We start from the raw sequence: 22,331 nt of genomic DNA on the forward strand, positions 1-22,331 counted from the left end.
GGCTTTTTCCTACATTATCATCTGATAATGTAGGAAGAATTTTGATATTGTAATATTAGAGAATATCTTTTATGATCATGACAGAACTCTTTTATAATAAATAAAGGAGCGATAAACTTGTCAGAATTAAAGTTGAATGTAGATATTCGCAAGGCGACAATAAGCGATCCAGAAATTTCGGATGCGCGTGATTTTAGAAAGCATTTCGCTTTTGTCTGTATTTATATTGTGTTAGTTATAAAATCTCTGTTCTTTTTGGGAATTGCCAATAATACTGATCTATCTAGTTATAGCTTTATCAAGGGGTTCTATAGTTTTGATGCTCCTCCTTCTCTAATAACGTATTCTGCTTTTGTCATCGCCATCTTAAGTTTTTCCTACTTATTCAAAGGACAGTTACACTTTTGGTATTTATTCACTCTTGATGCCCTACTATCCCTCTTAATGGTCGGGGACTTAATGTATTATCGCAGTTTCGGAAATTTCCTTTCGCCTTATATATTAGGTCAGACCTCCAATCTCGACAATTTATCACAAAGCCTGTTTTCCATGTTAAGACCCATCGATGCCTTGTTCAGCTTAGATATTTTTTTTCTACTCTTCCTTAAGAAAAAAAGGATAGTTTACTATCAAGAGATTAAGAGAAGTGTCATAGCTTTTCTAGCACTTTTTATATTTTCCATTGCAACAATTTACTATCAGCATTATAAAATAGACATTCAAAATCTTGAAGGTAACTCACTATTCCATGTGGATTGGGTAGTGAATCAAACAATGACAGACCTTTCGCCGGCAGGATATCATTTGTACGACCTTTATAACTATTATTTAGAAAACCAAACTTATGAACTCAAACCTGCTGAGTTTGAGGAGATCAAACTTTGGCTTGCACAAACGGAAGAAGACCTCCCAGATAATGAGTTTCAGGGACTTTTTAAAGGAAAAAATCTTGTGGTTATTCAAGTGGAGTCCTTGGAAAACTTCGTAGTTAATCAAAGGGTTAACGATCAAGAAATCACACCCAACTTAAATCGTTTAATCAAAAATAGCCTTTACTTTCCGAATATATATGAACAAGTATATAACGGAAATAGCTCTGATGCCGATTTAATGTTCAATACCTCGGTATACCCTGTGAGGAGTGGGTCAACCTTTTTTCGCTTTCCGATGAATGCGTATAACTCCTTACCTAACCTTATGGGAAAAGAAGGATATACGACTTTAGGGATTCATCCTGATAAAGGGTCTTATTGGAATTGGATGCAGGCGCTTAATTCTATAGGATTTAATAAGACATTCGATTCATCCCATTTCAATCAAGATGAGATAATTGGTCTTGGACTGAGCGACGGAAGTTATCTTTCTCAGGTGGCTTCACTTCTCGTTAATGAAAAAGAACCTTTTTATGCTTTCATGGTAACGCTTACTAGCCATAGCCCCTTTGAGCTGCCAGAAAAATATCAAGAACTTAACCTAGACGACTCATTAGCGAACTCGAAGCTAGGAGGATATTTTCAGTCTATACGCTATACGGATCGGGAAATTGGCTACTTCTTGGAGAAGCTGGAGAAAAGTAAACTGCTTGACAATACTGTAGTCGTGATTTATGGTGACCACACTGGGGTGCATAAGTACTATAACGATGAAATCCAACAGCTGAAGCCAAGAGAACAATGGTGGTTAGACGATAGTAAGCGGATTCCCTTCATTATTTATAGTAAGAATATCGAGGGGCAAGTGTTTGAGACTAATGGGGGACAAATAGATTTGATGCCTACTCTGTCCTACCTATTTGACTTAGACGAAAGTTATCAAAGAACGGCTATAGGTCGTAATCTTTTGAATACAAAAAAAGATTTTGCCATCCTAGCCAATAGAGATTTTATTGGAACCGCATTGAATAATACTGAAAAGGAATTTCTGCTTAGGGGAATTGATATTTCCGATTTAATTATTCGAAGTAATTATTATTGCAATGAGGGATATTGATTCTCTTTTTATCAATAAAGACGCTGTCTTAGGGCTGTTCCCTCAGGGGGACAGCCATTTTTATTTAGAAAATAAAAAAGGATTTAGTCGAAATTAGAGGATAATTCAAAGGAAAAGATGAATTATATCAGAATATTATTAATGTTAGGACTAACCTGCCAAAAATGGGGGGGATGACCCATGGGAAGTAAGACAACGAGATCCTCTATACTGATTATTGCCGTCATGTGCTTAATCGTTTTGCTGAGCAGTGGAGGAATCTACACAATCTATATAACACATACCATTAGGTCTGACGCTCAAATAATCAATAAATTGGGTATTATTCGAGGATCGCTTCAGCGTCTGGTCAAGCTTGAAGCTCAAGGCACGGAAAGAGACGATCTAATTGGTGACATTGATTCAAGAATTCAAGAATTTAAGGATAATAAAATTGTCTTATATGACGATAATCATGAGATCAATAAGGCGGTAGACAATCTATTTCAATCTTGGTTGCAATTTAAGCAGAAAATCTATGATTACAGAAGCAATCCATCTAAGGACAGTCTTCAAGCATTGATTGAGCATAGCGAGGAAATTTGGGAAAAATCCAATAGTATGGTCCTGGTATCGCAGATTGTCAGTGAAAGGAAGCTCATCAATTACCAGGTTAGCAATGCTTTTTTTGCAATGAATCTAGTACTGGGATTGGCAATCATCCTTTTGATTAAAAAATACGTCAAAGATAAACTAGAACATTTAGTCAATAAAGATGAAATGACCAATGTGTATAATCGTCGCCATTTTAACGAATGTCTCAAACTGGAAATCTCGAAATCCCAACGATACGCTAAGCCATTCTCACTTATTATCTATGATATTGATTATTTCAAGCGAGTAAACGATAAATTTGGTCACGATGTAGGTGATTGTGTCTTAATAGAACTAACCAACCTCGTGGGGGCAAATATTCGCAGGTCTGATCTTCTATTCAGAATTGGAGGAGAGGAATTCGCAATACTCGTTCCTGAATCCATAGATGATGCCTTAGGATTAGCTGAGAAGATTAGAGGAATTGTCGAAGGTCATACCTTCAAATATGTTGGGGAAATCACCATAAGCCTAGGACTAGCTCAATATATTGAGGGTGACACTATGGACACTATCTACAAGAGGGCGGATATTGCGCTATATAAGGCTAAGAATGAAGGTAGAAACAGATCCGAGACTGTCTTATCGTAAAAGATGGAGTTAAATCAATGAAATCCCTGAAGACGTTGAATATTTCGATACCTATTGATATAATGATATAGATTTCACAAATAATTCATTAAGATTAATAGGGAGGAGTAATTGCCATTAAAAGGAAGATTACGTTTTTTATGATGACCCTTCTAATATTAACTGTAGCACTCACCGGATGTAATTCAGGATCTACTACTACTCTGGAGACAGAAAAGCCAGCTATCGAGCAATTGATGAAAGATTACTTTGAAGCATCGCAAACACTAGATTACAAGACTTGGACCGGTGAGAATGAGCTTCAATATACAACTCCGGAGCTTTCACAACAACTAAAGGAGACATTTCCATTATACAAAACTTCATTTACGGAAAAGCAACTTGTTGAGAAGCTAGATTCTCTTGTCATTGACGAAATATCGTTAAAGACGGAAACAACCGGTTATGTCGTTTGCTTAGTCCAAGCATCTGGGGAAGAAAGTGGGACACCTTTCACTCAGAAAAGTAAATACTTTCTAGAAATCCAAAAAACAGATGGAAAATGGTTAATTAGTAAATATGTTGTTCAATAAATAATTTCTAGCATGTTAAAACTGGACACTGTCAATGACGGAGTCCAGTTTTTTGCTGACATTGATTAGCAAAGAATTACTTGATATAATGTAAATGTTCACAAACAATGGAAAAGACAAGAAATAACTACATTATAGGGGGGGATATCATTAATAAGAAAATTGTGTTTTTTATGCTCACCATACTATTTTTGGTTGTAGCACTTACCGGATGTAATTCTGAAAAAACCACTTTTTCAGCAGAGGTAGAAAAGTCCGCTATTGAAGAGTTGGTGAAAGATTACTTTCAAGCATCTTATACTATTGATTATAAAAGTTGGGATGGTACAGCTGAGCTTCAATATGCGACGGATAGATTTGCTGAGAAATTAAAAATGATTTTTCCGGAATACAAGAAATCATTTACAGAAATACAGCTCACTGAAAAATTTGACTCAATAGAGGTTGGAACTATATCCTTTGATTCTGAGACTTCCGGTACTGTTGAGTGTGTTGTTCAAGGATCAGGGACTGAAAATGGGGTAGCTTTCACCCAAACTATGAATTATCTTGTTGAGGTTAAAAAGGTTCGTGAACAGTGGCTAATTGAAAACTACTATGTAAATGAAACTCCATAAAGCCATTTCTTTCAACACCCGAAATAATTAAAAATCTGTAAAAAACAGAGAAAACCTATTGACAACAATATCCATTCTTGTTACAATACCCCTTGTGTGTAAATGTTGTTTGTAAATTATAGGTTGATATTTGTGTGAGAAAGAAAGAGGTTGTTATGAGTTTCCAAAATGATTTTCTAACCCTTCATGGCGAGATTAAGAAGCTTGCTAAGCTTGATCAGCATAACTTTAATGCTGAGAGCAAATTTTTAAATCTAAAAGAACAAGTTTTGAACGCCCTCAAAGCATTATTTGGGGAAACCTCCAGAGAATACCGTGTTGTAAAATTGACGAATTCACCTGCTACCATCATGAAGGTTATGAGTCATGTTACAAACCGGACCAGCCAAAGTATCGCTGTAAATAGCTAAGATTGTGTTAAGTGTATAGGAATGCTACTGATGCCATCTCCCAAATCGGGAGGTGGCTTATTTTAATTATAAGAAATTGTTATGGTATAATTCAAAAATTATATTTAGAAATCTGTGAAAATTTTAACATTCTTATAATTTATATGCCATAATATAAAGTAGAGATAGGTAAATTTGAACCCAAAGATAAGGGAATTTGACCCTGGAATCAGGGAATATTGTTGAATAATGATTGATATGTATTTTCTATAGATTTATCAAGGTAGGGGATTATCATGATTTCACGGGATCAAGTCGCAGAAAGGATCCTGAAAAGAAAAGAATGGTTGATTCTTACCGTCAAAGCTGTTCTTGTTTTTACGGTGCTATGGGCAGTGTTTTTTTATATTTATGCCTTGTACCATGCTATGCCTTTCGCACAGCTTAATAGGGTTGCGAATGCTATACAATTGTTTTGTGGTTTAGTCATCGGGGTCCAAACTCTTGTGTATGCTCAGTTTAGCCGAGAGTATTATTTAGTGTTGGGCATCGCTTTAGGGGTGTTGAGTTGGACATTGGGGCAACTCTATTGGTTCTCTTATCTTTTGTTAGAAGGACCAATTTTGCCTTGCCCATCTATTGCAGATTTAGGCTTCATCAGTATTTATTTCTTCTTAATTGGGGTAATAAGCACAATCACAAGGGAAATACCTAAGTATACCATTGTCATAAGATACCGAGATCTTTGGCCCTTTGCTTTATTGGTCGTTCCAATCTTTATAGCCCTTGTTGGTGAAAACTCGCTGGTACATAACCTCTGTAATTTTGCTACGGCATTAACCATTGTCTATCTGCTTTGGAAGGCTCAGCCCATTTCCGCTCTGCCGAAATATCAGTTGTTTCTCTCGGGTATTGGTTTGCTTTGTTTGAGTGATATGATCTACATGCTGAGTGTGGTCTTATTTCCTGAAGGATATACCCTTACGACGGATGCCTTATTCCCGATAGCCCTTTCCTTAATTACCTATGGATTAATGAAGGTTGAGGAGATGCCTGATGGGTGAAGCAATGTTTGTAGGAACTCTTTTGCCACTTGCCTTTTTAATCATTATTCTAAAAGGGGAAAACAGACAGTTGATGCTGTTTTTCACTTGGGGTTTGATTGCCTTTGCTCTTTCTTTAACCCTGAACAACGCTCTCGTAAGGCTTTTGGTGATTGACACACGAGAACTTTCTATTACTTGGGCACCTATCATTGAGGAATTTACCAAAGCTCTTCCTTTGGTTTATTTTATCTTAAGACCGGATAAAACGAACATTCCCTATGCCTATTTTGGGATTGCCGTAGGGATCGGGTTTTCTATCCAGGAGAATTACGTGTATCTTTTTAATCATATGACAGGGGATGGGTCGCCCGTCCTCTTTGTTATTACACGCAGCGTGACCTCTTGCTTGATTCATGCAATAGCCACCGGAACGGTTGGCTTCGGACTGACTATGGCAAAGAAATTCAATGGTTCGATTTTGCCCATCCTTTTTGGGTTATTCACTTTATCAGTAACGATCCATGCGTTGTATAATCTATATATAACTTCCAGTTATCATCACATTGGTATGTTAATGCCTTTGGTACTTTACCTGATGGGACTTGCAGTACTGAGCTCTAAAGGAGATAATAATGACAAAAAGGTTTAGCTGAAGTCATCAGCGATAGAGAGGTATTTATGCAAAACGTCTTTGATTATCTTGAGTGGCGTGGAGATTTACCCTTTGCTCGAGATGAGTTTAATGAGGTGGACAACTTAATCATCTCTGTTCTTGCCTATCTCAACTTCGAAGGAATTGTCCCTCAGGATATAGAGGGAGAGTCGATATCCTTGGGGGTAGCGGCAGATCTCTACATGAAGTCCCTAGAGCAACGCATTCCGAAGAACATCAATAATCCTTTTTTTAGAGACATGCCGAAATTACTCCTGAAAGCGGCTTTGACGAATCGCTATAAGAACATAGAGCTATCTGGCTATGTCGATCAAATCGATTATGAAAAGAGCAATCAATTTTCAGCAATGGTCTTTTCCATCAATCCATCTGAGCATTTTATTGCATTCCGCGGTACGGACGATACCCTCGCCGGCTGGAAAGAGGATTTTCAAATGAGTTTTAGAGATGAAGTCAAAGCACAAAGAGATGCGGTATCCTATGTGAAAGGAATCCTAACCGGTTACCAGGGGGAATTTTATTTAGGAGGCCATTCCAAGGGCGGGAATCTAGCGGTATATGGCGCTGCTGCTATGCCAAATGATCTTCAGGAACGCATTATTGGGGTTTATAACAATGATGGTCCCGGCTTCTTGGCACACGTCATCGAAAGAGAAGGGTATCAAAGGATTATCGATCGCATACATACCTTTATTCCGAAATCCTCTGTAGTGGGGATGCTTCTTGAACATGGTGAAGAGTATATCACTGTTAACAGTAACGGTATGGGCTTTATGCAACATAATGCTTTCTTCTGGGAAGTAAAGGGAAACCACTTTGCGTATGAAAAGGGCTTAACCAAGGGGAGCAAAAACTTCAACAAGACAGTGAGACTCTGGCTTAATCAGTTGTCTATGGGGCAAAGGGAGGAGTTTGTGGACGCTTTATTTGATATTCTTCAGGCTACTGGAGCAATGACAGTCAGTGATTTGTCCCGAAGAAACCTGTCTCTTGCCAATGATATGATTAAAAGCTATAAAACTTTGGATCCGCTAGCGCAAGCGAACTTAAAGAAGGTTATCCAAATATTCTTTGATAAAACTCAAAAGGTCTGGATTTCCTCGTTAGAAAAAGATGTAGCCTCTTTGCTAGGGCATGGATCTCACAAAAAGAAAAGTGGTAACTAGAGGACAAAGAGTCTTTTTCCGAATTCTTTTTGGAATTCGCCGGAGGTATCAAGTGCTTCCTTGGATTCCAGCTCATGTTGAGAAGTAGAGGTTAACTTAAGGGTGACGCGATCCTCTTCGATCAAACAATCCACTGCGGTGATATTTTTATTCATCTGACGATCCAAGGCTTCAGAAATTCTTAACATAACTCCTAATTTGTGAATAGTGTCAATCTCCTTCTCCTGGAGAATTCCTTTGTGCACAGAATCTATTTTAACCTTATCTTTGCGGTGGGAGGCGGCTGTATAGGCAGCCATTAGTACTTCCTGCTGGCTTAAACCGTTTATTTGTGAGTTAAGTATAATGTAAAACGAATGTAAGTGGTGATCATAATAGCTAATATTAATGCCGATGTCATGCAATAAAGCAGCGGTTTTTAAGATTCTTAAGGTGCTCTCCTCAAGCTCATGAAGAGATTTGAGTTGTTCAAATAAAGATTTACAGAGTTCCCATACGTGGAAAGCATGATTTTTATTTAAATTAATATTTGAAATTAGATTGTTAATGGAATAGTCGAGAACGTCTTTCACAGGATTGAGGCCATGGAGTATTTCTTCGAAGATGACTCCCTCACGCAAGCCATGTCCACTGACATAAACATCACTAATCCCACAGTACATAATCAAAGCATTAATAGCAGTGGTGGCACCCCAAATAATATCTGAACGTTCAGAGGATAACCCTCGAATATCCTTGCGGCGGTGGGCAGGAGTATTCGTGACCAAGCGATGGATATCCTGCACATTCTCGCTAGAAAGATAATAATTGTGAGACATCTCGAGAGGGTAGAAACTGCGCTTTTTGTTGATTTTCGCAATGTTACGGAAGCTACCGCCAATACCAATCAGAGCTTTTCCGTGGGGGAGCCATCCTAATTCATGGTAGGTCTGAATTAGCTTGTTGGTGATTGTCTTTTCTCTAGCAAAGATATTTCCTTTAGCTTCGTTTAATTGTTCACTGATGCTAATGGTCCCGAAGGGTAAGCTTACCATCCTTTGGACTTTTCGATCCTTCATCCAGATAAGCTCTGTACTTGATCCACCGATATCCATGATGAGGTTTTCTGTCATGTTGAAGGAATTGGCTATGCTAAAATAATCATAATAAGCTTCTTCTTCGCCCTCTAAAACCCGTACAGATAAACCGGTTGAGTTATAAATTAGCTCAAGAAATTCCTTTTGGTTGGAGGCTTTACGAATTGCCTCTGTTGCGACAACAATGATCGAGTCTGTTTTGATAGCGTCGCAGAGTGTCTTATAAAATTGTAAAGTCTCAATAGCGCGCTGCATTCGTATCGGGTGTAGATTTCCATTCGGCAACATATCTTTACCCAGACGGACAGAGTGCTTAACATCATCAATAATGCGGTAGGAATTATTGGTGGAAATCTGAACAATGACCAGACGCATTGAGTTTGAACCAATATCGATGATACCTATAGTTCTCATGCTTTACCCCTTAAACTATTCAAGTAGATTAATGCTCGCTTGTATTTTATCCGTATAAGTATGACATAATTAGGTTTGCCTTTCAAGTTCACATGATTGATATAGTTTTTTGTTTTTGTGAAAAATATGTAAGGAAAGAACTAATCTAAATAGAATATGATATAATAATTAACAAAATATGCTATAATCGGCCTCAAAAACCTACGAATGTCGAAAATCGCTATAATGGGGAGAAAACAGATGGAACAGAAGATTCCGGTTGTTGCTGCCATTGATGTAGGATCAAATTACATACAAATGGTCATTGCAGAAGTTTACTCAGATCGGCAAATCAAAATACTCGAAGATGTTATCCAACCGACTTCTATCGGCAGAGATAGCTTCACGACCGGACGGATTGAACGTAAAACAATTCAGGAAACCTGTGAGATTCTGAAGGGTTTTACTCAACTGATGAAGGACTATCGTGTGAAGCGTTACCTCGCCGTGGCAACCAGTGGGATTCGTGAAGCTGAAAATCGCGAATATGTATTGGATCTCATTCGGATAAAAACACAAGTGACTGTTTCCATCATCAACAGCGCTCAAGAGCGGTACTTTATGTATAGAGCACTTCGCAGCCAACCTACACCCCTTCTGGACAAGCAGACCTCTTTAATCGTTAACTTAGCTTCTGGTGGAGTCGAGACCTCCATATATCAGGAAGGGACACTTATCCTCACTGAGTATTTAAAAATAGGATCCTTGCGTTTGCGGGAAACATTAGCTGACTTGGAGTCAAAAACGATTAATTTTCCTGCCGTTATGGAAGAATTTATTGATAGTAAGATTGCCTTATTGAAACGATTTCTCCAGGGTATCAACTTTACTAACTTCATTATCCTAGGCAATGAAGTTCGGACCGTGGTGAATATTTGCGGGGAAGAAAATCGGATTGAGGTTAATGACTTTACGGTGCTGTACGATAAAATCTTAATGCTGAGTGACGAGCAGATTGCCCGTACCTATGGTTTGTCGCAGAATCAGGCAGCTACCTTTTTGCCGACAGTCTTGATTTTGCATTGTTTTTTGAAAATGACTCGTGCTCAGCAAATCTATGCTCCGGATATATCTTTAAAGAATGGTCTGGTCTATGACTTGGCAGATCAACTCATCGAGAGTCCACAAAGCAAGGATTCTTTAAACGATATCATTAGCTCAGTTTGGTATATTGCCAATCGATTTGGCACAGACAAAAAGCATGTTAAGCAAGTTGAAAAACTCGCCCTTGCGATTTTTGATCAGACAAGGCGACTTCATCGATTGGATAATCCAGAGAGAATGTATTTGCAGGTTGCGGCTATCTTACACGCCGTGGGTTATTACGTTAGTTTTTCTGATCCCCACGACCATGCCTATGGCATCATCAAACATCGCAATATTATGGGGCTATCCGCTCGAGAGCTTACATTGATCGCCAATATAGCTCGTTATAATACTCAAGAAGCACCAAGCCATCATCATCCAAATTACGAGGGCTTAAATGATGATGATAAAATTATTGTTTCGAAACTGGCGGCTATCCTCAAGTTGGCGGAGTCATTGGATTGCTCCCACAAGAGTAAGGTAGAATCACTGGAGATACGTCAAGCAGGGGAGCAGTTGATTTTTACCTTACATTCCTGGCAGGACACCCTTTTAGAAGAATGGACATTTCGTAATCGCGTCTCACTTTTTGAAGAAGTCACAGGTATGCAAGTAATTGTGAAAAGTAAGGGATTTAACTTATGATTATGAGAAATTTTGATACTAACGAAAACTTTATCAATCGCGAATTAGGCTGGTTGGAATTTAATCAACGAGTTTTTGAGGGGGCTTTAGATGCGGCGAATCCACTTTTTGAGCGCCTCAATTTCCTATCCATCACCAGCTCTAATCTGGATGAGTTTTTCCAGGTAAGAGTGGCATCCTTGGGTGATCAGATCTTGGCTAATTTGGATAAGCGTGATCCCTCAGGCTTACTACCCCAGGAAAGTATGGACAAAATTCTGTCGCGTGCACATAGGATGGTAGAGGATCAATATCGATGCTATCGTTACTCATTATTAAAGAAGCTTAAGAAAGAAAAAATTAACCTTCTCCATCCCAAATCCCTCACGAAGGAGCATAAGAAATATTTGAGGGACTACTTTCTGCGCAGAGTATTTCCGGTGCTCACCCCCCTTGTGGTGGACCAAGGTCGCCCATTTCCCCTATTACGAAATCGTGGACTGTATATCGCCTTATTGATTAAAGGTGCAGAGACAAATCTTTTTGCGACAGTTCAAGTGCCGAAAGTCCTCTCTCGTTTAATTGAAATCCCCTCAGTGTCAAATGAGAGGCAATTCCTTTTGCTGGAGGATCTTATTACTCTTAAGCTTCCTGAGCTTTTTCAAGGACATAAGATACTCTCTTCAGGCTTCTTTCGCATCACTCGTAATGCTGACTTAGATATCGACGAAGAAGGCGCGGAGGATTTGCTGGAGACGATTGAACAGTCTATCCGCCAACGCAAGTGGGGTTCGGTTATTCGCTTAGAGATTGGGAAGGGCTTCCATCAAAACCTTCTTAGCATACTTAAAGAGGAACTGGACCTCGATAACGATAAGATTTTTGAGATAGATGGTCCTGTTGATCTTACGTTTATTTCGGGCATAATTAAGCTTCAGGGATATGACCATTTGCGCTATGAACCCTTCAAACCGCAGGGTGTCCCAGCAGTCATGATGGAAGAGGACATTTTCAAAGCGATTCAAGACAAAGATATTTTACTCCACCATCCTTTCCAGTCCTTTGACCCAGTGGTGGAGCTAGTGAAAACCGCGGCTCAAGATCCCCAAGTTTTAGCCATTAAGCAGACACTTTATCGTGTGAGCGGGAACTCACCTATAATTGCAGCGCTGGCTCAGGCTGCGGGACAGGGCAAACAGGTCACCGTTCTTGTCGAGCTAAAGGCCCGTTTTGATGAAGAGAATAACATTCATTGGGCAAAGCACTTGGAAGAGGCGGGCTGTCATGTCATCTACGGGCTAGTTGGTCTGAAAACTCATTGTAAAGTTCTGTTGATTGTACGCCAAGAAGAGGATGGGATCAAGCGCTATGTTCATATGAGTACTGGTAACTATAATGACGTAACCGCTAAGATTTACACCGATATCGGACTTATGACCGCCAATCCTCAGTTCGGGGCTGATGCTTCAGCTTTATTTAATATGCTTTCCGGGTTATCCCAGCCGAATAATTTAAATAAATTCACTTTGGCTCCTATAGGTTTGCGAGGGAAATTCCTGCAGCTGATCGAGGATGAAGCACGTAATGCTCAAAAAGGGCTCAAGGCAAAGATTGCGGTCAAGGTGAACTCCCTCATCGACAAGGAAATTATCCTGGCTTTGTATAAAGCTTCCAGCTTTGGTGTAGAGATTGAACTAATTGTGCGCGGGGTTTGTTGTCTGAGACCCGGCTTACCGGGGGTAAGTGAAAACATTTCGGTTCGCAGCATTGTGGGACGTTTCCTTGAGCATAGTCGAATTTTCTACTTCTACCATGGCGGTGATGAACTCATCTATTTATCCAGTGCAGACTGGATGCCGAGAAATTTAGACCGAAGGGTCGAACTGCTCTTCCCAGTAGAGGATCCTGACAGCAAGGAAGAAGTGAAAGCAATACTCGATATCAATCTAAAGGATACAGTGAAGGCTCGAATCTTAACCTCAAAGGGCTCTTACAAAAAGGTAGATAAACGACGTAAAAAGATTGTAAAAAGTCAAGAAGTTCTATGTGAACGAGCGGTGGCTCAATTCACTAAAGCGAAGCATTTGCTCCAAGAACGACTCGATGGCAGTTTTCAACCTATAACCAATGAGCTAGAATAGCACAAGAGGAGGAATAGAGATGGAGCTCATATTAGTTCGCCATGGACAAGCTGAAGAGAACATGGAGAATGATGCGGAACGATCCTTAACTAAAGAAGGTGCGAAGAAAATAAAAAGGGTGGCCTTCGGGATCGATCATTTGTTGGATGGTAAGAAAGCGATATGTATTTGGTCAAGTCCCTTGGAAAGAGCTTGGCAAACGGCCCAAATAATTGCCGATAAGCTAAAGGTTAAGGATATTGAGAAAATAGACTGCCTTTCAACAGGCGGGGATCTCTTAGAACTGCTCGGGGACTGGCTTCCTCAAAAGAAAGCTGATTGCTTAATTATCGTTGGGCATCAACCCTACCTCTCCGATTGGAGTCTCAAACTGGCCAATACCTCCTTGCCCTTCAGAAAAGGGGCGATGGCGGGGTACAAGCTTAATGGTGAGCTGCCTTTAACTGCTGAACTGCGCTGGTTCACACAACCTGGCGTGTGGTCTAAGTAAAGATAATTGGGTTAAAGAGAAGAGTGAATACGCAAAAACCCGGTGTCTATTATAACAGCCGGGTTTTTTTAATGCTGATTAGATTTCATGCTGTTTTACCTATAAGTTTACAATCCACTGCTAGTCTACATATAAGGATACGACTTACTCAAACTGCAACTAAACAGGTTAACTTTTCAATAGGAAAGGGAGGGGGGTTATGACAGAGAAAGAAGAGCGGATAGTTAAGGCAATTTGGGGAAATTATGTATCCGTCTGTTCTAACTCCTGTTGCTCTTGTTGTATTAACTGTCCCTTTGTCCATGTCCAACGGAATAAGATTCAATTAAAAAAGCAAACACAAAAGCGAGTATCCTAGTGGCATTAGGACTCGCTTTTTGTTTTATATTAGTATAGGAAGGAAACATCCAAAATGACCGGTAAGAATAAGCACGAGGAGGACGCAAATGTATAGCCCCCAGTGTACATAGGGCGATCGGATAATCGCCGATAAAATTTGCGACTAAGGTCATAAAAGAATCATGCTCTCCATTTATTGGAGTAATGTGTAGTGTAGAGATCCCTCTCTACACACCAACATAGGCGAATTGAGGAATACAGAATAATTTAGCGAGGTGGAGAATTTGCAAAAGGTGTTTGTGCTTGATACTTGTGTCCTACTTCATGACCCTAAGGCAATCTTCAATTTTGAGGACAATGAGGTGATTGTTCCTTACGCCGTACTGGAAGAACTAGAAAATAAAAAGAGACTCCTCGACGAGGTAGGTCGATCTGCCCGGGAAGCCATACGCCTATTCGATCAGCTAAGAGACAATGGCCAACTTGCAGAAGGTGTAAGCCTACCCAATGGAGGAACATTTAGAATTGAACTCAACCATTGCACGGAAAATCCTTTGCCACTTTACTCAGACATCAAACTGCCAGATAATCGGATACTGGCAGTGGCTTTGAATTTAGCCCATGAGGATGAGAGGCCAGTCATTGTGGTAACCAAAGATATCGCAATGCGTGTAAAAGCGGATGCCCTCTCTGTCAAAACCCAGGATTATTACAATGATAAAATAAGCCTTACTTCCTTAAATGACGATGTAATCAAGCTCGAACTGAAGGATAATGAGGTAAATGAACTCTATCAGATAGGTCATATCAGCTTAAGTGAAACTAAGTTGCCCAATAGCTGTGCCAAAGGATTGCTCAGTGACGGCACAGAGATTCCCCTCATCGTTTCCTCTGATGGAGCAAAGCTACTCAATCTCCATAGTCGCAATAAGGATTATTGGGGAATTGTCCCTAAAAATATTGAGCAAACTTGGGCTTTGGGTATGTTAAGTAACCCTCAAATCAAATTGGTTAATCTCATGGGGCCTGCAGGCACAGGAAAAACTTTAATTACTTTGGCCAGCGCCTTAGAGCAGACGATTCATCAGGATCTCTATACGCGTATCCTCTGCGCTCGGCCGGTTATTCCTTTTGGGAAGGATATTGGCTTTTTACCTGGTGAGAAAGAGGATAAGGTACGTCCCTATATGCAACCGATTTATGATAATCTGGAGTTCTTATTGCGACCTAAACTGGATAAGCTTCGTGATAAAGACAGCGAAGCCTTGGTGGAAAGCACCGTGGATTTACTGAAAAAGAGAAAGCAACTGGAGATCGAAGTGCTTACCTATATTCGCGGACGAAGCATCGCCAATCAATTCATTATCATTGATGAGGCTCAAAATCTTACAGCTCACGAGATCAAAACTATTATTACCCGTGCCGGAGAGGGGACAAAAATTGTCCTTTGCGGCGATCCGGATCAGATTGATCATCCGTATTTGGATAAAGAAAGCAATGGGTTAGCCTATGTGGCTTCCCGCCTAAAAGGGCAATCTTTCTATGGTCAAGTAGGACTGCTCAAAGGGGAACGAAGTGAACTGGCAGCCCTCGCTGCAAAGCTACTCTAAAAAAACACCGCCATAAATGGCGGTTTAAGGCGATAAGGATATCCTTATCAATACAAAACGAGGCAGGAAAAAGGGAAACCCTTACTATACCGTAGCAGTGTTAATGTAAAACGTAGTGTTTGTAAGGCTTGTGTTAATGATTATCCTGCCAATCCCGAAATTTCTGCAGATCAGAGTCCAGCTGTTTGAGTACTAAGCCCAAAACGAACATGTCATCTACATAGCCCACGCCGGGGATATAATCAAAAATGATATCGATGGGGGATAGAAAGTAAATTAGAGCCGCAAAGATAGCGACGATTGAACCGATCGGAATCTCTCGATACTCTTTGGTAATATAAGCTTTGACAATTTGGATGAGAAGGAGGATGTCTTGGTAGACTTTATTGATGGGACCGGTGTTAATGTTGAGCTTCTCGGCTTTGGCAAAGACAGCATTAAGTTTTTCTTGGGTTGCCTCGCCATTGAGGAGTGTCTTTTTGGCTTCATCTTGAAATGTATTAAACTTTTCCATAATCTGATCCTTAAGATTTTGTCCAATATGCATCGACGTGTCCTCCTTTGCTTTATGTAATTATATCATGATTATAATACATAGAAAAAACCTCAGCAGTTGCTGAGGTCTATCTCTACATTTTAGCTGACTAAGGCTTTTTCTACAGTTTCAAAGCCAAGGCGCTCAATCATTTGAGCGAAACGTTCACCCTTATTCCCATGATCCCTGTAATAATTAATGGCTTTTTCAATAAGCGCGATAGCTTCATCTACTGTATATAATCCCTGGATTTCTCGACCCAAATACTGTTTGCGAGCGGACATACCCCCGAGGGTGATGGCAACTTGGTTTGTTTTCTTACCGATGATACCGATGCAGCCAATATGGGGCATGGAGCAATTGTTTGAACAACCACTGATGACAATCCGGAGTTTGCTAGGCAGGGTTATATCGTAATAACCCTGATAGATTTTTTCGTTTAAGAGGTTAGTTAAGGCTTCCGTATCATAGAGGCTAAATTTGCAAACAGCACCTTTACAGGTGGTAATAGGTCTAGGTCTAGGACCAGTGGAGCCAATACTTAGTCCAACTTCGCGAAGAGCTTCGGCAACTGCTTCTAGATTGGAGTAATCTATGCCGGGAATTTCGATATTCAGTCTCTGGGTAAAGTAAAAGTTACCTTGTCCATATTGCTCACAGACTTCACTTACTTTTTGAGATTGCTTGGCACTCATTTTTCCACCGGGAATGACCACTCTACAGGAAAAATGCTCCCCATCCTTGTTAAGAATAAAGCCCTTTCCTTTTAAAAAGGCGGCCTGTTCCTTTATTTGAGAAATATCAACCATCGCTGCAATATCTCCTTTGCTTTCTATAATATTGAGTTAGTTGCTTTTGGTTTCAAGCTCGCGGAGTCTCTTGCTGAAGTATGTTTTAACAGGTTCTACGTATTCGGGCTTGAGGCTATAGCGACTTAATACTCTTGTAAAATCACGATCTAAGCCGTAGGTTCCATATTCATACCATTCCGCTTCTAAATTGCAGACGGCTTTTACTTGGTCATAAATATAGGGTGTACCTGAGAAGTTTTCAAAAAGGGTACTTAACTCTTGGGCTATCTGCTCATGGGGTAAGAAAAGATTAAAGGGTTGCTTGGCCTGTTCGGATTCATAGATGCCATCATCTTCCCAAACAAAGGGCTGATCACAAAGCTCTATGATTTCTTGACAAGTTTTAATCATCTTCTCTTTTTCGGCGGTAGATAAAGACATGATTGCACCTCTTATGTAATTTTTTACAAGACTTATTATACAACAAGAAGCTAGGGGGATGTTTTTTAGGATTTATTTCGAATATTCTAAAATAGAGCAAAGATAGGGAACACAAAATAAAAAGATGACACACTTGAGTAAGTGTGCCATTCATGTCAGTTAGGTCCAGAGTCTGATTCCTTGGGGAATCAGGGAAAAATGCACGGGTGTAAATCCGGGATGTTCTCCATCGAGTTCTAGGAAAGCGGAAGGCTGAGCGATAATGGAGATTTCTTTGCCTTGATAGACAGAGACCCCAGACACATCAAGATGGTTCCCTTGATAAATTTTGGGCAAATGTCGTAAAACCTTGTGAATGGGGAGGTCTCCAAGTACTGTAACATTAAAGAGGCCATCGGTTAAATCGGCATGGGGAGCAATCATCATCCCACCACCGAAGAAACGGCCATTAGCGATCATAATGCTATTAGTGGGACCATTCACGACAACTTTCCCATCAATAACGCACTTCATATGTTTATTTTTATAAGCAAAAATACTGATAAGACTGCCGAGGAGGAAAGATAGTTTTCCCCCTAAGAACTTACTGCGCCTATTGACACGATCAGCTGTTTCTCCGCCAAGGCCCACATCAGCTACGTTAAGAAAATAACGGTGGTGCAACATGTCGGAAGCATCTTGGTATTGAGCAAGTCCACAGTCCACCGGGGTTATTTGCTCTCGGTTAAGAACCTCCAAAAGAGAAGGAAGCCCGCGTTTTTGGTTAAGAGAGCGGAGAAAATCTCCCCCAGTCCCATGGGAGAAAATCGCGAGACTAGCCTCCGGATTAATGGGCACTTGATTCTCGAAAAAGCCGTTTATTACCTCATTAAGGGTACCGTCTCCACCAACAGATAGGATTCGTGTATAGTTATGTAAGGCTTGTCGAGTTAAAGTAGTGGCTTCCCCTGGACCACTCGTATAAGCATAGTCGAGATCGATTTTTTGATCGAGAAGACGTTTGTATACTTTGGGCCAAATCTTGCGGGTTTGGCCGTTTGCGGATGCTGGATTCACAATGGCAAACCAGGGGCTTTTGTTCATGTCAATAGCCTCTTATGGGACAATAGTAACTGGGCAAGGGGTTTCATGAAGTACGTGGGTTGCGACACTTCCTAAAATGGCACGTTTAACGGCACCTAAACCACGATAACCCATCACAATATTATCTACTGCGCTTTCTTCAGCTTCGGCACAAATCTCCCGACCAGGATCTCCAGTGCGCATGATAGTTTGGATGGGGACCGTGGAATCTTTGGCAATTTCCAGAGCGTGATCGAGGACTTCCTTGCTAGCTTCTTCCTGCATCGCCTTGATTTGCTCTTGGGTTGCAAAACGCTTTACATTAGGTGTATTGTAATTGGGTTGTATGTTTATGAAGATAAGTAAATCGGCCTTCCCTTCAGCTAGAGAAAGGGCATAGCGAATGGCTTTGTCTGAATTAGCGGATCCATCAACGGGTACTAAGAATTTGGTCATATGTACTTCACTTCCTTATCATTAAGTTGTCCACTTCATTTCATTTTAACATTAACTCATGGGAAAGTTAAGTCATCTTTGCTATACTAATGGATGAAATCTCAAATGGAAGTGATTGTAAGATGAATAATATATATGATGTTAAGGGTGGAACCGGTGGAGATTCTTACCTTATTGTAGGGGATAAAAAGACGGCATTGCTTGAGTGCGGTATGGCTTTTAGTGCTGCGAATCTAATTGATAATATAAAGGATGTCCTTCAAGGGCGTCAGTTGGACTATGTTTTAATAACTCATTCTCACTACGACCATGTGGGAGCTTTGCCCTATTTGAAAGAGGAATGGCCAAATCTAGAAGCTATGGGCTCTGAATACGATTTAAGGATATTAGAACGACCAAGTGCACTCGAGTCTATTCGAAAATTAAGTAATGAAGCTGCCCACATGTATTCGGGAGAACCAATCGAGGAATACAAGGATGAACTTATGAAGATCGATACAGTGATTTATGAGGGGAGTTGTATTGATCTAGGAGATACACAAATCAAGGTCATAGAAACACCAGGACACACCCGTTGTACATTATCCTTTTTAATTGATAATGAGATTTTCTATGGGAGCGAATCCTTAGGTGTTGTAAGCCAGTCAGGAAGGATTGTTCCGGCCTTTATCGTTGATTATTTTCAAGCGATCGAGTCAATTATTAAATGCCAAGCACTCAAGCCGACGGTAATTTATTCTCCTCATTATGGAATCATCGACCAAGAGCTTAAACCGGACTATTGGCAGGAATGCCTTGATGTTGCAGAATACTCTCGAAAAGTAGTTCTCCATTACTCAAATTTAGGCTATACTCTCGAAGAGATTTTAGTGGAATATGAAAACGTTTTCCGCAGTAAAGAATACTATGTAGAACAACCTCTGTTTGCGTTTCAGATTAATTCTCGAGGTATGATTAGTGCAATATTAAAGTCTCAGGCTGAGAAAGTGGACTAGAATGTTTTCAGAGTATCATGACTTAAGAAAAATTTAAGAAATGCACCAGGGTTATATCTAGATTTCATCAGTTATAATAGGGTTAAGATTTGCCTAGAGAGCAGGGAATAATTAGATTAGGGAGGATAAGCGGAATTGATCGAGATTTTGAAGGCTATTATTTTAGGTATTGTTGAGGGAGTTACCGAATGGCTGCCCATCAGCAGCACCGGGCACATGATATTGGTAGATGAATTTATTAAGCTGAATATGTCTGATGCTTTTATGGAGATGTTTTTAGTGGTCATACAATTAGGAGCTATCCTAGCTGTTGTGCTGTTATATTGGCATAAGCTCAATCCCTTTTCGATTCAAAAGGGAGCTGCAGGGAATAGAGTTTCAGTAAAACGAGAGACGATCGAGATGTGGATGAAGATTATCGTGTCCTGCATCCCTGCTGCGGTGATTGGTTTATTATTTGATGATGAGATGAATGCCCTCTTTTACAATTACCAGACCGTTGCTATTATGCTGATTTTGTTTGGAATTTTCTTTATTATGATTGAAAATATGAACAAGGGCAAACGATCCCGCATCAATCATCTTGAGCAGATTACTTATTCTGTTGCCCTAATGATCGGGCTTTTCCAGCTTATCGCTGCAGTTTTCCCAGGGACTTCTCGTTCCGGTGCGACCATCGTGGGGGGGCTCATGTTAGGGGTATCCCGTACAGTTGCCACTGAATTCACCTTCTTCTTAGCTGTACCTGTGATGTTTGGCGCCAGTGCTCTTAAATTAGTTAAATTTGGATTCAACTTTACCGGACAAGAGATGATGATTCTGTTGATTGGCATGGTCGTAGCCTTCATTGTATCCATTCTGTCCATAAAATTCTTAATGGGCTACATCAAGAAGAATGACTTTAAGGCCTTCGGGTGGTATCGAATTATCTTGGGTATCATCGTTATCTTATATTTTTCCATGCAAACGCTGTTAGGATAGGACTCCTGCTGTCCTATAGGTAATGTATCCTTAAAATGGTATAATAGAGTGTAGATGAAAATAAAGTGTAATTACAAAAGAAATTGAAAGTGCAAACATAGAAATGGAGGAAACATAATGAAAAAATGGCTAATTCCAGTGGGGATTATTCTCATTCTGGCTATGATTCTTGGGTCGGGTTACAATAACTTAGTTACTCTTAATGAGACGGTGGATAATAGTTGGAGCCAAGTGGAAAACCAGCTGCAGCGCAGAGCAGATTTGATTCCGAATTTGGTGAACACGGTTAAAGGGTATGCTGAACACGAAAGTGAAGTATTTACTGACATAGCGGATGCTAGATCACGCTTGATTGGTGCAGGTAGCGTGGGTGAGGCTGCCGAAGCGGACGCTGAACTGAGCAGTGCTTTAAGCCGTTTATTAGCCATATCGGAGAGCTATCCACAGCTCAAGGCTGACGCAAATTTCCGGGGGCTGCAGGATGAATTGGCCGGAACAGAAAACCGAATTGCAACAACTCGTATGGATTATAATAATGTGGTCCAAACCTACAATACGAAGATTAAACGCTTACCAACGGCCTTCTACGCCGGAATCCTTGGCTTTGATGAACGTGAGTACTTCAAGGCAGATGCTAGTGCCCAAGAAACACCGACCGTAGATTTTTCGAAATAGAGTCCTATGTCCTATAGGGTATTGGCAACGTGTGCAACAGGTATAGGTTTGAGATTGATATAGCTTAGAGGAAGGGATTGAAGCACATGAAGAGAAAACAGCTGCTTGCCGGATTGGTATTATTCTTCCTTTCCTTAGTAGCTCCATTACAAGCTGCCCCTTCTATCCCTCAACCTACTCGTGACTTTTTTGTATTGGATCAAGCTAATGTATTGAATCCCGGTACCGAACAGACCATTGTCCAAAATTCAGCAGCCTTAGCGCAAAAGACCAAAGCCCAGGTTGTGGTGGTTACCACGAATGATCTGGATGGGTATGAGCCGGAGGAGTACGCCTTGGCCATCTTAAGGGAATGGGGTATCGGGGATAAACAGCTCAACAACGGCTTGTTGATTTTAGTATCTCCCAAGGAACGGGTTTCGCGAATTGAGGTCGGTTATGGCTTAGAAGGAGCTCTTCCTGATGCTAAGACGGGTCGGATCCAAGATGAATATATGATTCCGTATTTTCAAGAGAATGATTATGACCAGGGGATACTGAACGGGTATCTTGCCTTCGTTCAGGAAGTGGCTGCGGAGTACCAGGTTGTGATGGATAGCGGCTCACCCCAAGCTCTTTACGCATCTTCATCCTCATCGGGAGATGAGTTCGATCAATTAGCTGCCTTGCCCCTGTGGGTCAAAGTCCTCGGTATCATCGGGCTTATTTTACTCTTCTACCTTGATCATCGTTATTTCGACGGCTTCATCTTCGGCATGATTATCGGCATGCTGATGAGAGGCGGCCGTGGTGGCGGTGGGGGCGGAGGAGGCTTCGGAGGCGGCGGTGGTTCCGGCGGTGGCGGAGGTAGTACTAGGCGTTGGTAGGATAGATGCTTCTTGACACTTTTGTCCTCAAGGT

General features: G+C 40.7%; 22 protein-coding genes. 16 read left to right on the forward strand and 6 right to left on the reverse strand.

Features of this window, described 5'->3' with window-relative positions; translation table 11 throughout:
- Positions 1–117: 117 nt before the first annotated feature.
- From AAC978_RS14045 to AAC978_RS14080, 8 genes are all read left to right on the forward strand, one after another.
- On the forward strand, positions 118–1,989 hold the full coding sequence (locus AAC978_RS14045; RefSeq protein ID WP_341548700.1) for an LTA synthase family protein: 1,872 nt from the start codon (positions 118–120) through the stop codon (positions 1,987–1,989).
- Between the two features lie 180 nt (positions 1,990–2,169).
- The gene (locus AAC978_RS14050; protein ID WP_341548701.1) at positions 2,170–3,213 is read left to right on the forward strand and encodes a GGDEF domain-containing protein; all 1,044 of its coding nucleotides are present in this window, start codon (positions 2,170–2,172) and stop codon (positions 3,211–3,213) included.
- 140 nt (positions 3,214–3,353) lie between these two features.
- Positions 3,354–3,785: a hypothetical protein gene (locus tag AAC978_RS14055; protein ID WP_341548702.1), complete on the forward strand. Its 432-nt coding sequence runs from the start codon at positions 3,354–3,356 to the stop codon at positions 3,783–3,785.
- Positions 3,786–3,892: 107 nt separating this feature from the next.
- Entirely contained in the window at positions 3,893–4,402 is a 510-nt protein-coding gene (locus AAC978_RS14060; protein ID WP_341548703.1) for a hypothetical protein, read from the forward strand.
- A 155-nt stretch (positions 4,403–4,557) separates the two neighbouring features.
- The gene (locus AAC978_RS14065; RefSeq protein ID WP_341548704.1) at positions 4,558–4,812 is read left to right on the forward strand and encodes a hypothetical protein; all 255 of its coding nucleotides are present in this window, start codon (positions 4,558–4,560) and stop codon (positions 4,810–4,812) included.
- 275 nt (positions 4,813–5,087) lie between these two features.
- The gene (locus AAC978_RS14070; RefSeq protein WP_341548705.1) at positions 5,088–5,855 is read left to right on the forward strand and encodes a hypothetical protein; all 768 of its coding nucleotides are present in this window, start codon (positions 5,088–5,090) and stop codon (positions 5,853–5,855) included.
- Complete coding sequence (locus AAC978_RS14075; protein WP_341548706.1) at positions 5,848–6,486, forward strand: PrsW family glutamic-type intramembrane protease; 639 nt, start codon at positions 5,848–5,850, stop codon at positions 6,484–6,486. The genes AAC978_RS14070 and AAC978_RS14075 overlap by 8 nt, the downstream gene beginning before the upstream one ends.
- A gap of 29 nt (positions 6,487–6,515) precedes the next feature.
- The gene (locus AAC978_RS14080; protein ID WP_341548707.1) at positions 6,516–7,676 is read left to right on the forward strand and encodes a DUF2974 domain-containing protein; all 1,161 of its coding nucleotides are present in this window, start codon (positions 6,516–6,518) and stop codon (positions 7,674–7,676) included.
- Here AAC978_RS14080 and AAC978_RS14085 read toward each other — a convergent pair.
- A complete protein-coding gene (locus AAC978_RS14085; RefSeq protein WP_341548708.1) occupies positions 7,673–9,166 on the reverse strand; it encodes a Ppx/GppA phosphatase family protein in 1,494 nt (497 codons plus the stop codon). The genes AAC978_RS14080 and AAC978_RS14085 overlap by 4 nt on opposite strands.
- Positions 9,167–9,406: 240 nt before the next feature.
- On the opposite strand from AAC978_RS14085, the gene AAC978_RS14090 reads away from it, so the two are divergent.
- The 4 genes from AAC978_RS14090 to AAC978_RS14105 all read left to right on the forward strand — a co-directional run bounded on the left by AAC978_RS14090 (position 9,407) and on the right by AAC978_RS14105 (position 15,495).
- On the forward strand, positions 9,407–10,936 hold the full coding sequence (locus AAC978_RS14090; protein WP_341548709.1) for a Ppx/GppA phosphatase family protein: 1,530 nt from the start codon (positions 9,407–9,409) through the stop codon (positions 10,934–10,936).
- 2 nt (positions 10,937–10,938) lie between these two features.
- Positions 10,939–13,056, forward strand: coding sequence for an RNA degradosome polyphosphate kinase (locus tag AAC978_RS14095; protein WP_445900311.1), 2,118 nt, complete (start codon positions 10,939–10,941; stop codon positions 13,054–13,056).
- A gap of 19 nt (positions 13,057–13,075) precedes the next feature.
- Positions 13,076–13,546, forward strand: a complete 471-nt coding sequence (sixA, locus tag AAC978_RS14100; protein WP_341548711.1) for a phosphohistidine phosphatase SixA — start codon at positions 13,076–13,078, stop codon at positions 13,544–13,546.
- 623 nt (positions 13,547–14,169) lie between these two features.
- Positions 14,170–15,495 (forward strand): PhoH family protein, encoded by a 1,326-nt coding sequence (locus AAC978_RS14105; RefSeq protein WP_341548734.1) that lies wholly within the window; start codon positions 14,170–14,172, stop codon positions 15,493–15,495.
- 133 nt (positions 15,496–15,628) lie between these two features.
- On the opposite strand, the gene AAC978_RS14110 is transcribed toward AAC978_RS14105, so the two are convergent.
- The 5 genes from AAC978_RS14110 to AAC978_RS14130 form a co-directional block, all read right to left on the reverse strand.
- Entirely contained in the window at positions 15,629–16,042 is a 414-nt protein-coding gene (locus tag AAC978_RS14110) for a YkvA family protein (RefSeq protein WP_341548712.1), read from the reverse strand.
- An 89-nt stretch (positions 16,043–16,131) separates the two neighbouring features.
- Positions 16,132–16,839: a sulfite reductase subunit beta (hemoprotein) gene (locus AAC978_RS14115; RefSeq protein WP_341548713.1), complete on the reverse strand. Its 708-nt coding sequence runs from the start codon at positions 16,837–16,839 to the stop codon at positions 16,132–16,134.
- A 36-nt stretch (positions 16,840–16,875) separates the two neighbouring features.
- Complete coding sequence (locus AAC978_RS14120) at positions 16,876–17,262, reverse strand: nitrite reductase (RefSeq protein WP_341548714.1); 387 nt, start codon at positions 17,260–17,262, stop codon at positions 16,876–16,878.
- Between the two features lie 159 nt (positions 17,263–17,421).
- Entirely contained in the window at positions 17,422–18,345 is a 924-nt protein-coding gene (locus AAC978_RS14125; protein WP_341548715.1) for a diacylglycerol/lipid kinase family protein, read from the reverse strand.
- A gap of 12 nt (positions 18,346–18,357) precedes the next feature.
- Positions 18,358–18,780, reverse strand: a complete 423-nt coding sequence (locus tag AAC978_RS14130; RefSeq protein ID WP_341548716.1) for a universal stress protein — start codon at positions 18,778–18,780, stop codon at positions 18,358–18,360.
- A 122-nt stretch (positions 18,781–18,902) separates the two neighbouring features.
- Here AAC978_RS14130 and AAC978_RS14135 point away from each other — a divergent pair, with 122 nt between their 5' ends.
- The 4 genes from AAC978_RS14135 to AAC978_RS14150 all read left to right on the forward strand — a co-directional run bounded on the left by AAC978_RS14135 (position 18,903) and on the right by AAC978_RS14150 (position 22,297).
- The gene (locus AAC978_RS14135) at positions 18,903–19,775 is read left to right on the forward strand and encodes an MBL fold metallo-hydrolase (RefSeq protein WP_341548717.1); all 873 of its coding nucleotides are present in this window, start codon (positions 18,903–18,905) and stop codon (positions 19,773–19,775) included.
- 135 nt (positions 19,776–19,910) lie between these two features.
- Entirely contained in the window at positions 19,911–20,756 is an 846-nt protein-coding gene (locus tag AAC978_RS14140) for an undecaprenyl-diphosphate phosphatase (protein ID WP_341548718.1), read from the forward strand.
- A gap of 117 nt (positions 20,757–20,873) precedes the next feature.
- Positions 20,874–21,431 carry a LemA family protein gene (locus AAC978_RS14145; RefSeq protein WP_341548719.1) on the forward strand — a complete coding sequence of 186 codons (558 nt, stop codon included), beginning with the start codon at positions 20,874–20,876 and terminating at the stop codon, positions 21,429–21,431.
- A gap of 86 nt (positions 21,432–21,517) precedes the next feature.
- Entirely contained in the window at positions 21,518–22,297 is a 780-nt protein-coding gene (locus AAC978_RS14150; protein WP_341548720.1) for a TPM domain-containing protein, read from the forward strand.
- Positions 22,298–22,331 lie beyond the last annotated feature (34 nt).

It is taken from the genome of Desulfitobacterium sp. THU1 (genome assembly GCF_038181555.1).
Classification (GTDB): Bacteria; Bacillota; Desulfitobacteriia; order Desulfitobacteriales; family Desulfitobacteriaceae; genus Desulfitobacterium.

Excerpts from the sequence above, each read along its gene's own strand:
- AAC978_RS14050 (WP_341548701.1), top strand. The coding sequence starts at position 2,170 with ATGGGAAGTAAGACAACGAGATCCTCTATACTGATTATTGCCGTCATG.
- AAC978_RS14055 (WP_341548702.1), top strand. The coding sequence starts at position 3,354 with ATGATGACCCTTCTAATATTAACTGTAGCACTCACCGGATGTAATTCA.
- AAC978_RS14060 (WP_341548703.1), top strand. The coding sequence starts at position 3,893 with ATGGAAAAGACAAGAAATAACTACATTATAGGGGGGGATATCATTAAT.
- AAC978_RS14065 (WP_341548704.1), top strand. The coding sequence starts at position 4,558 with ATGAGTTTCCAAAATGATTTTCTAACCCTTCATGGCGAGATTAAGAAG.
- AAC978_RS14070 (WP_341548705.1), top strand. The coding sequence starts at position 5,088 with ATGATTTCACGGGATCAAGTCGCAGAAAGGATCCTGAAAAGAAAAGAA.
- AAC978_RS14075 (WP_341548706.1), top strand. The coding sequence starts at position 5,848 with ATGGGTGAAGCAATGTTTGTAGGAACTCTTTTGCCACTTGCCTTTTTA.
- AAC978_RS14080 (WP_341548707.1), top strand. The coding sequence starts at position 6,516 with ATGCAAAACGTCTTTGATTATCTTGAGTGGCGTGGAGATTTACCCTTT.
- AAC978_RS14085 (WP_341548708.1), bottom strand. The coding sequence starts at position 9,166 with ATGAGAACTATAGGTATCATCGATATTGGTTCAAACTCAATGCGTCTG.
- AAC978_RS14090 (WP_341548709.1), top strand. The coding sequence starts at position 9,407 with ATGGAACAGAAGATTCCGGTTGTTGCTGCCATTGATGTAGGATCAAAT.
- AAC978_RS14095 (WP_445900311.1), top strand. The coding sequence starts at position 10,939 with ATGAGAAATTTTGATACTAACGAAAACTTTATCAATCGCGAATTAGGC.
- sixA (WP_341548711.1), top strand. The coding sequence starts at position 13,076 with ATGGAGCTCATATTAGTTCGCCATGGACAAGCTGAAGAGAACATGGAG.
- AAC978_RS14110 (WP_341548712.1), bottom strand. The coding sequence starts at position 16,042 with ATGCATATTGGACAAAATCTTAAGGATCAGATTATGGAAAAGTTTAAT.
- AAC978_RS14115 (WP_341548713.1), bottom strand. The coding sequence starts at position 16,839 with ATGGTTGATATTTCTCAAATAAAGGAACAGGCCGCCTTTTTAAAAGGA.
- AAC978_RS14120 (WP_341548714.1), bottom strand. The coding sequence starts at position 17,262 with ATGTCTTTATCTACCGCCGAAAAAGAGAAGATGATTAAAACTTGTCAA.
- AAC978_RS14125 (WP_341548715.1), bottom strand. The coding sequence starts at position 18,345 with ATGAACAAAAGCCCCTGGTTTGCCATTGTGAATCCAGCATCCGCAAAC.
- AAC978_RS14130 (WP_341548716.1), bottom strand. The coding sequence starts at position 18,780 with ATGACCAAATTCTTAGTACCCGTTGATGGATCCGCTAATTCAGACAAA.
- AAC978_RS14135 (WP_341548717.1), top strand. The coding sequence starts at position 18,903 with ATGAATAATATATATGATGTTAAGGGTGGAACCGGTGGAGATTCTTAC.
- AAC978_RS14145 (WP_341548719.1), top strand. The coding sequence starts at position 20,874 with ATGAAAAAATGGCTAATTCCAGTGGGGATTATTCTCATTCTGGCTATG.
- AAC978_RS14150 (WP_341548720.1), top strand. The coding sequence starts at position 21,518 with ATGAAGAGAAAACAGCTGCTTGCCGGATTGGTATTATTCTTCCTTTCC.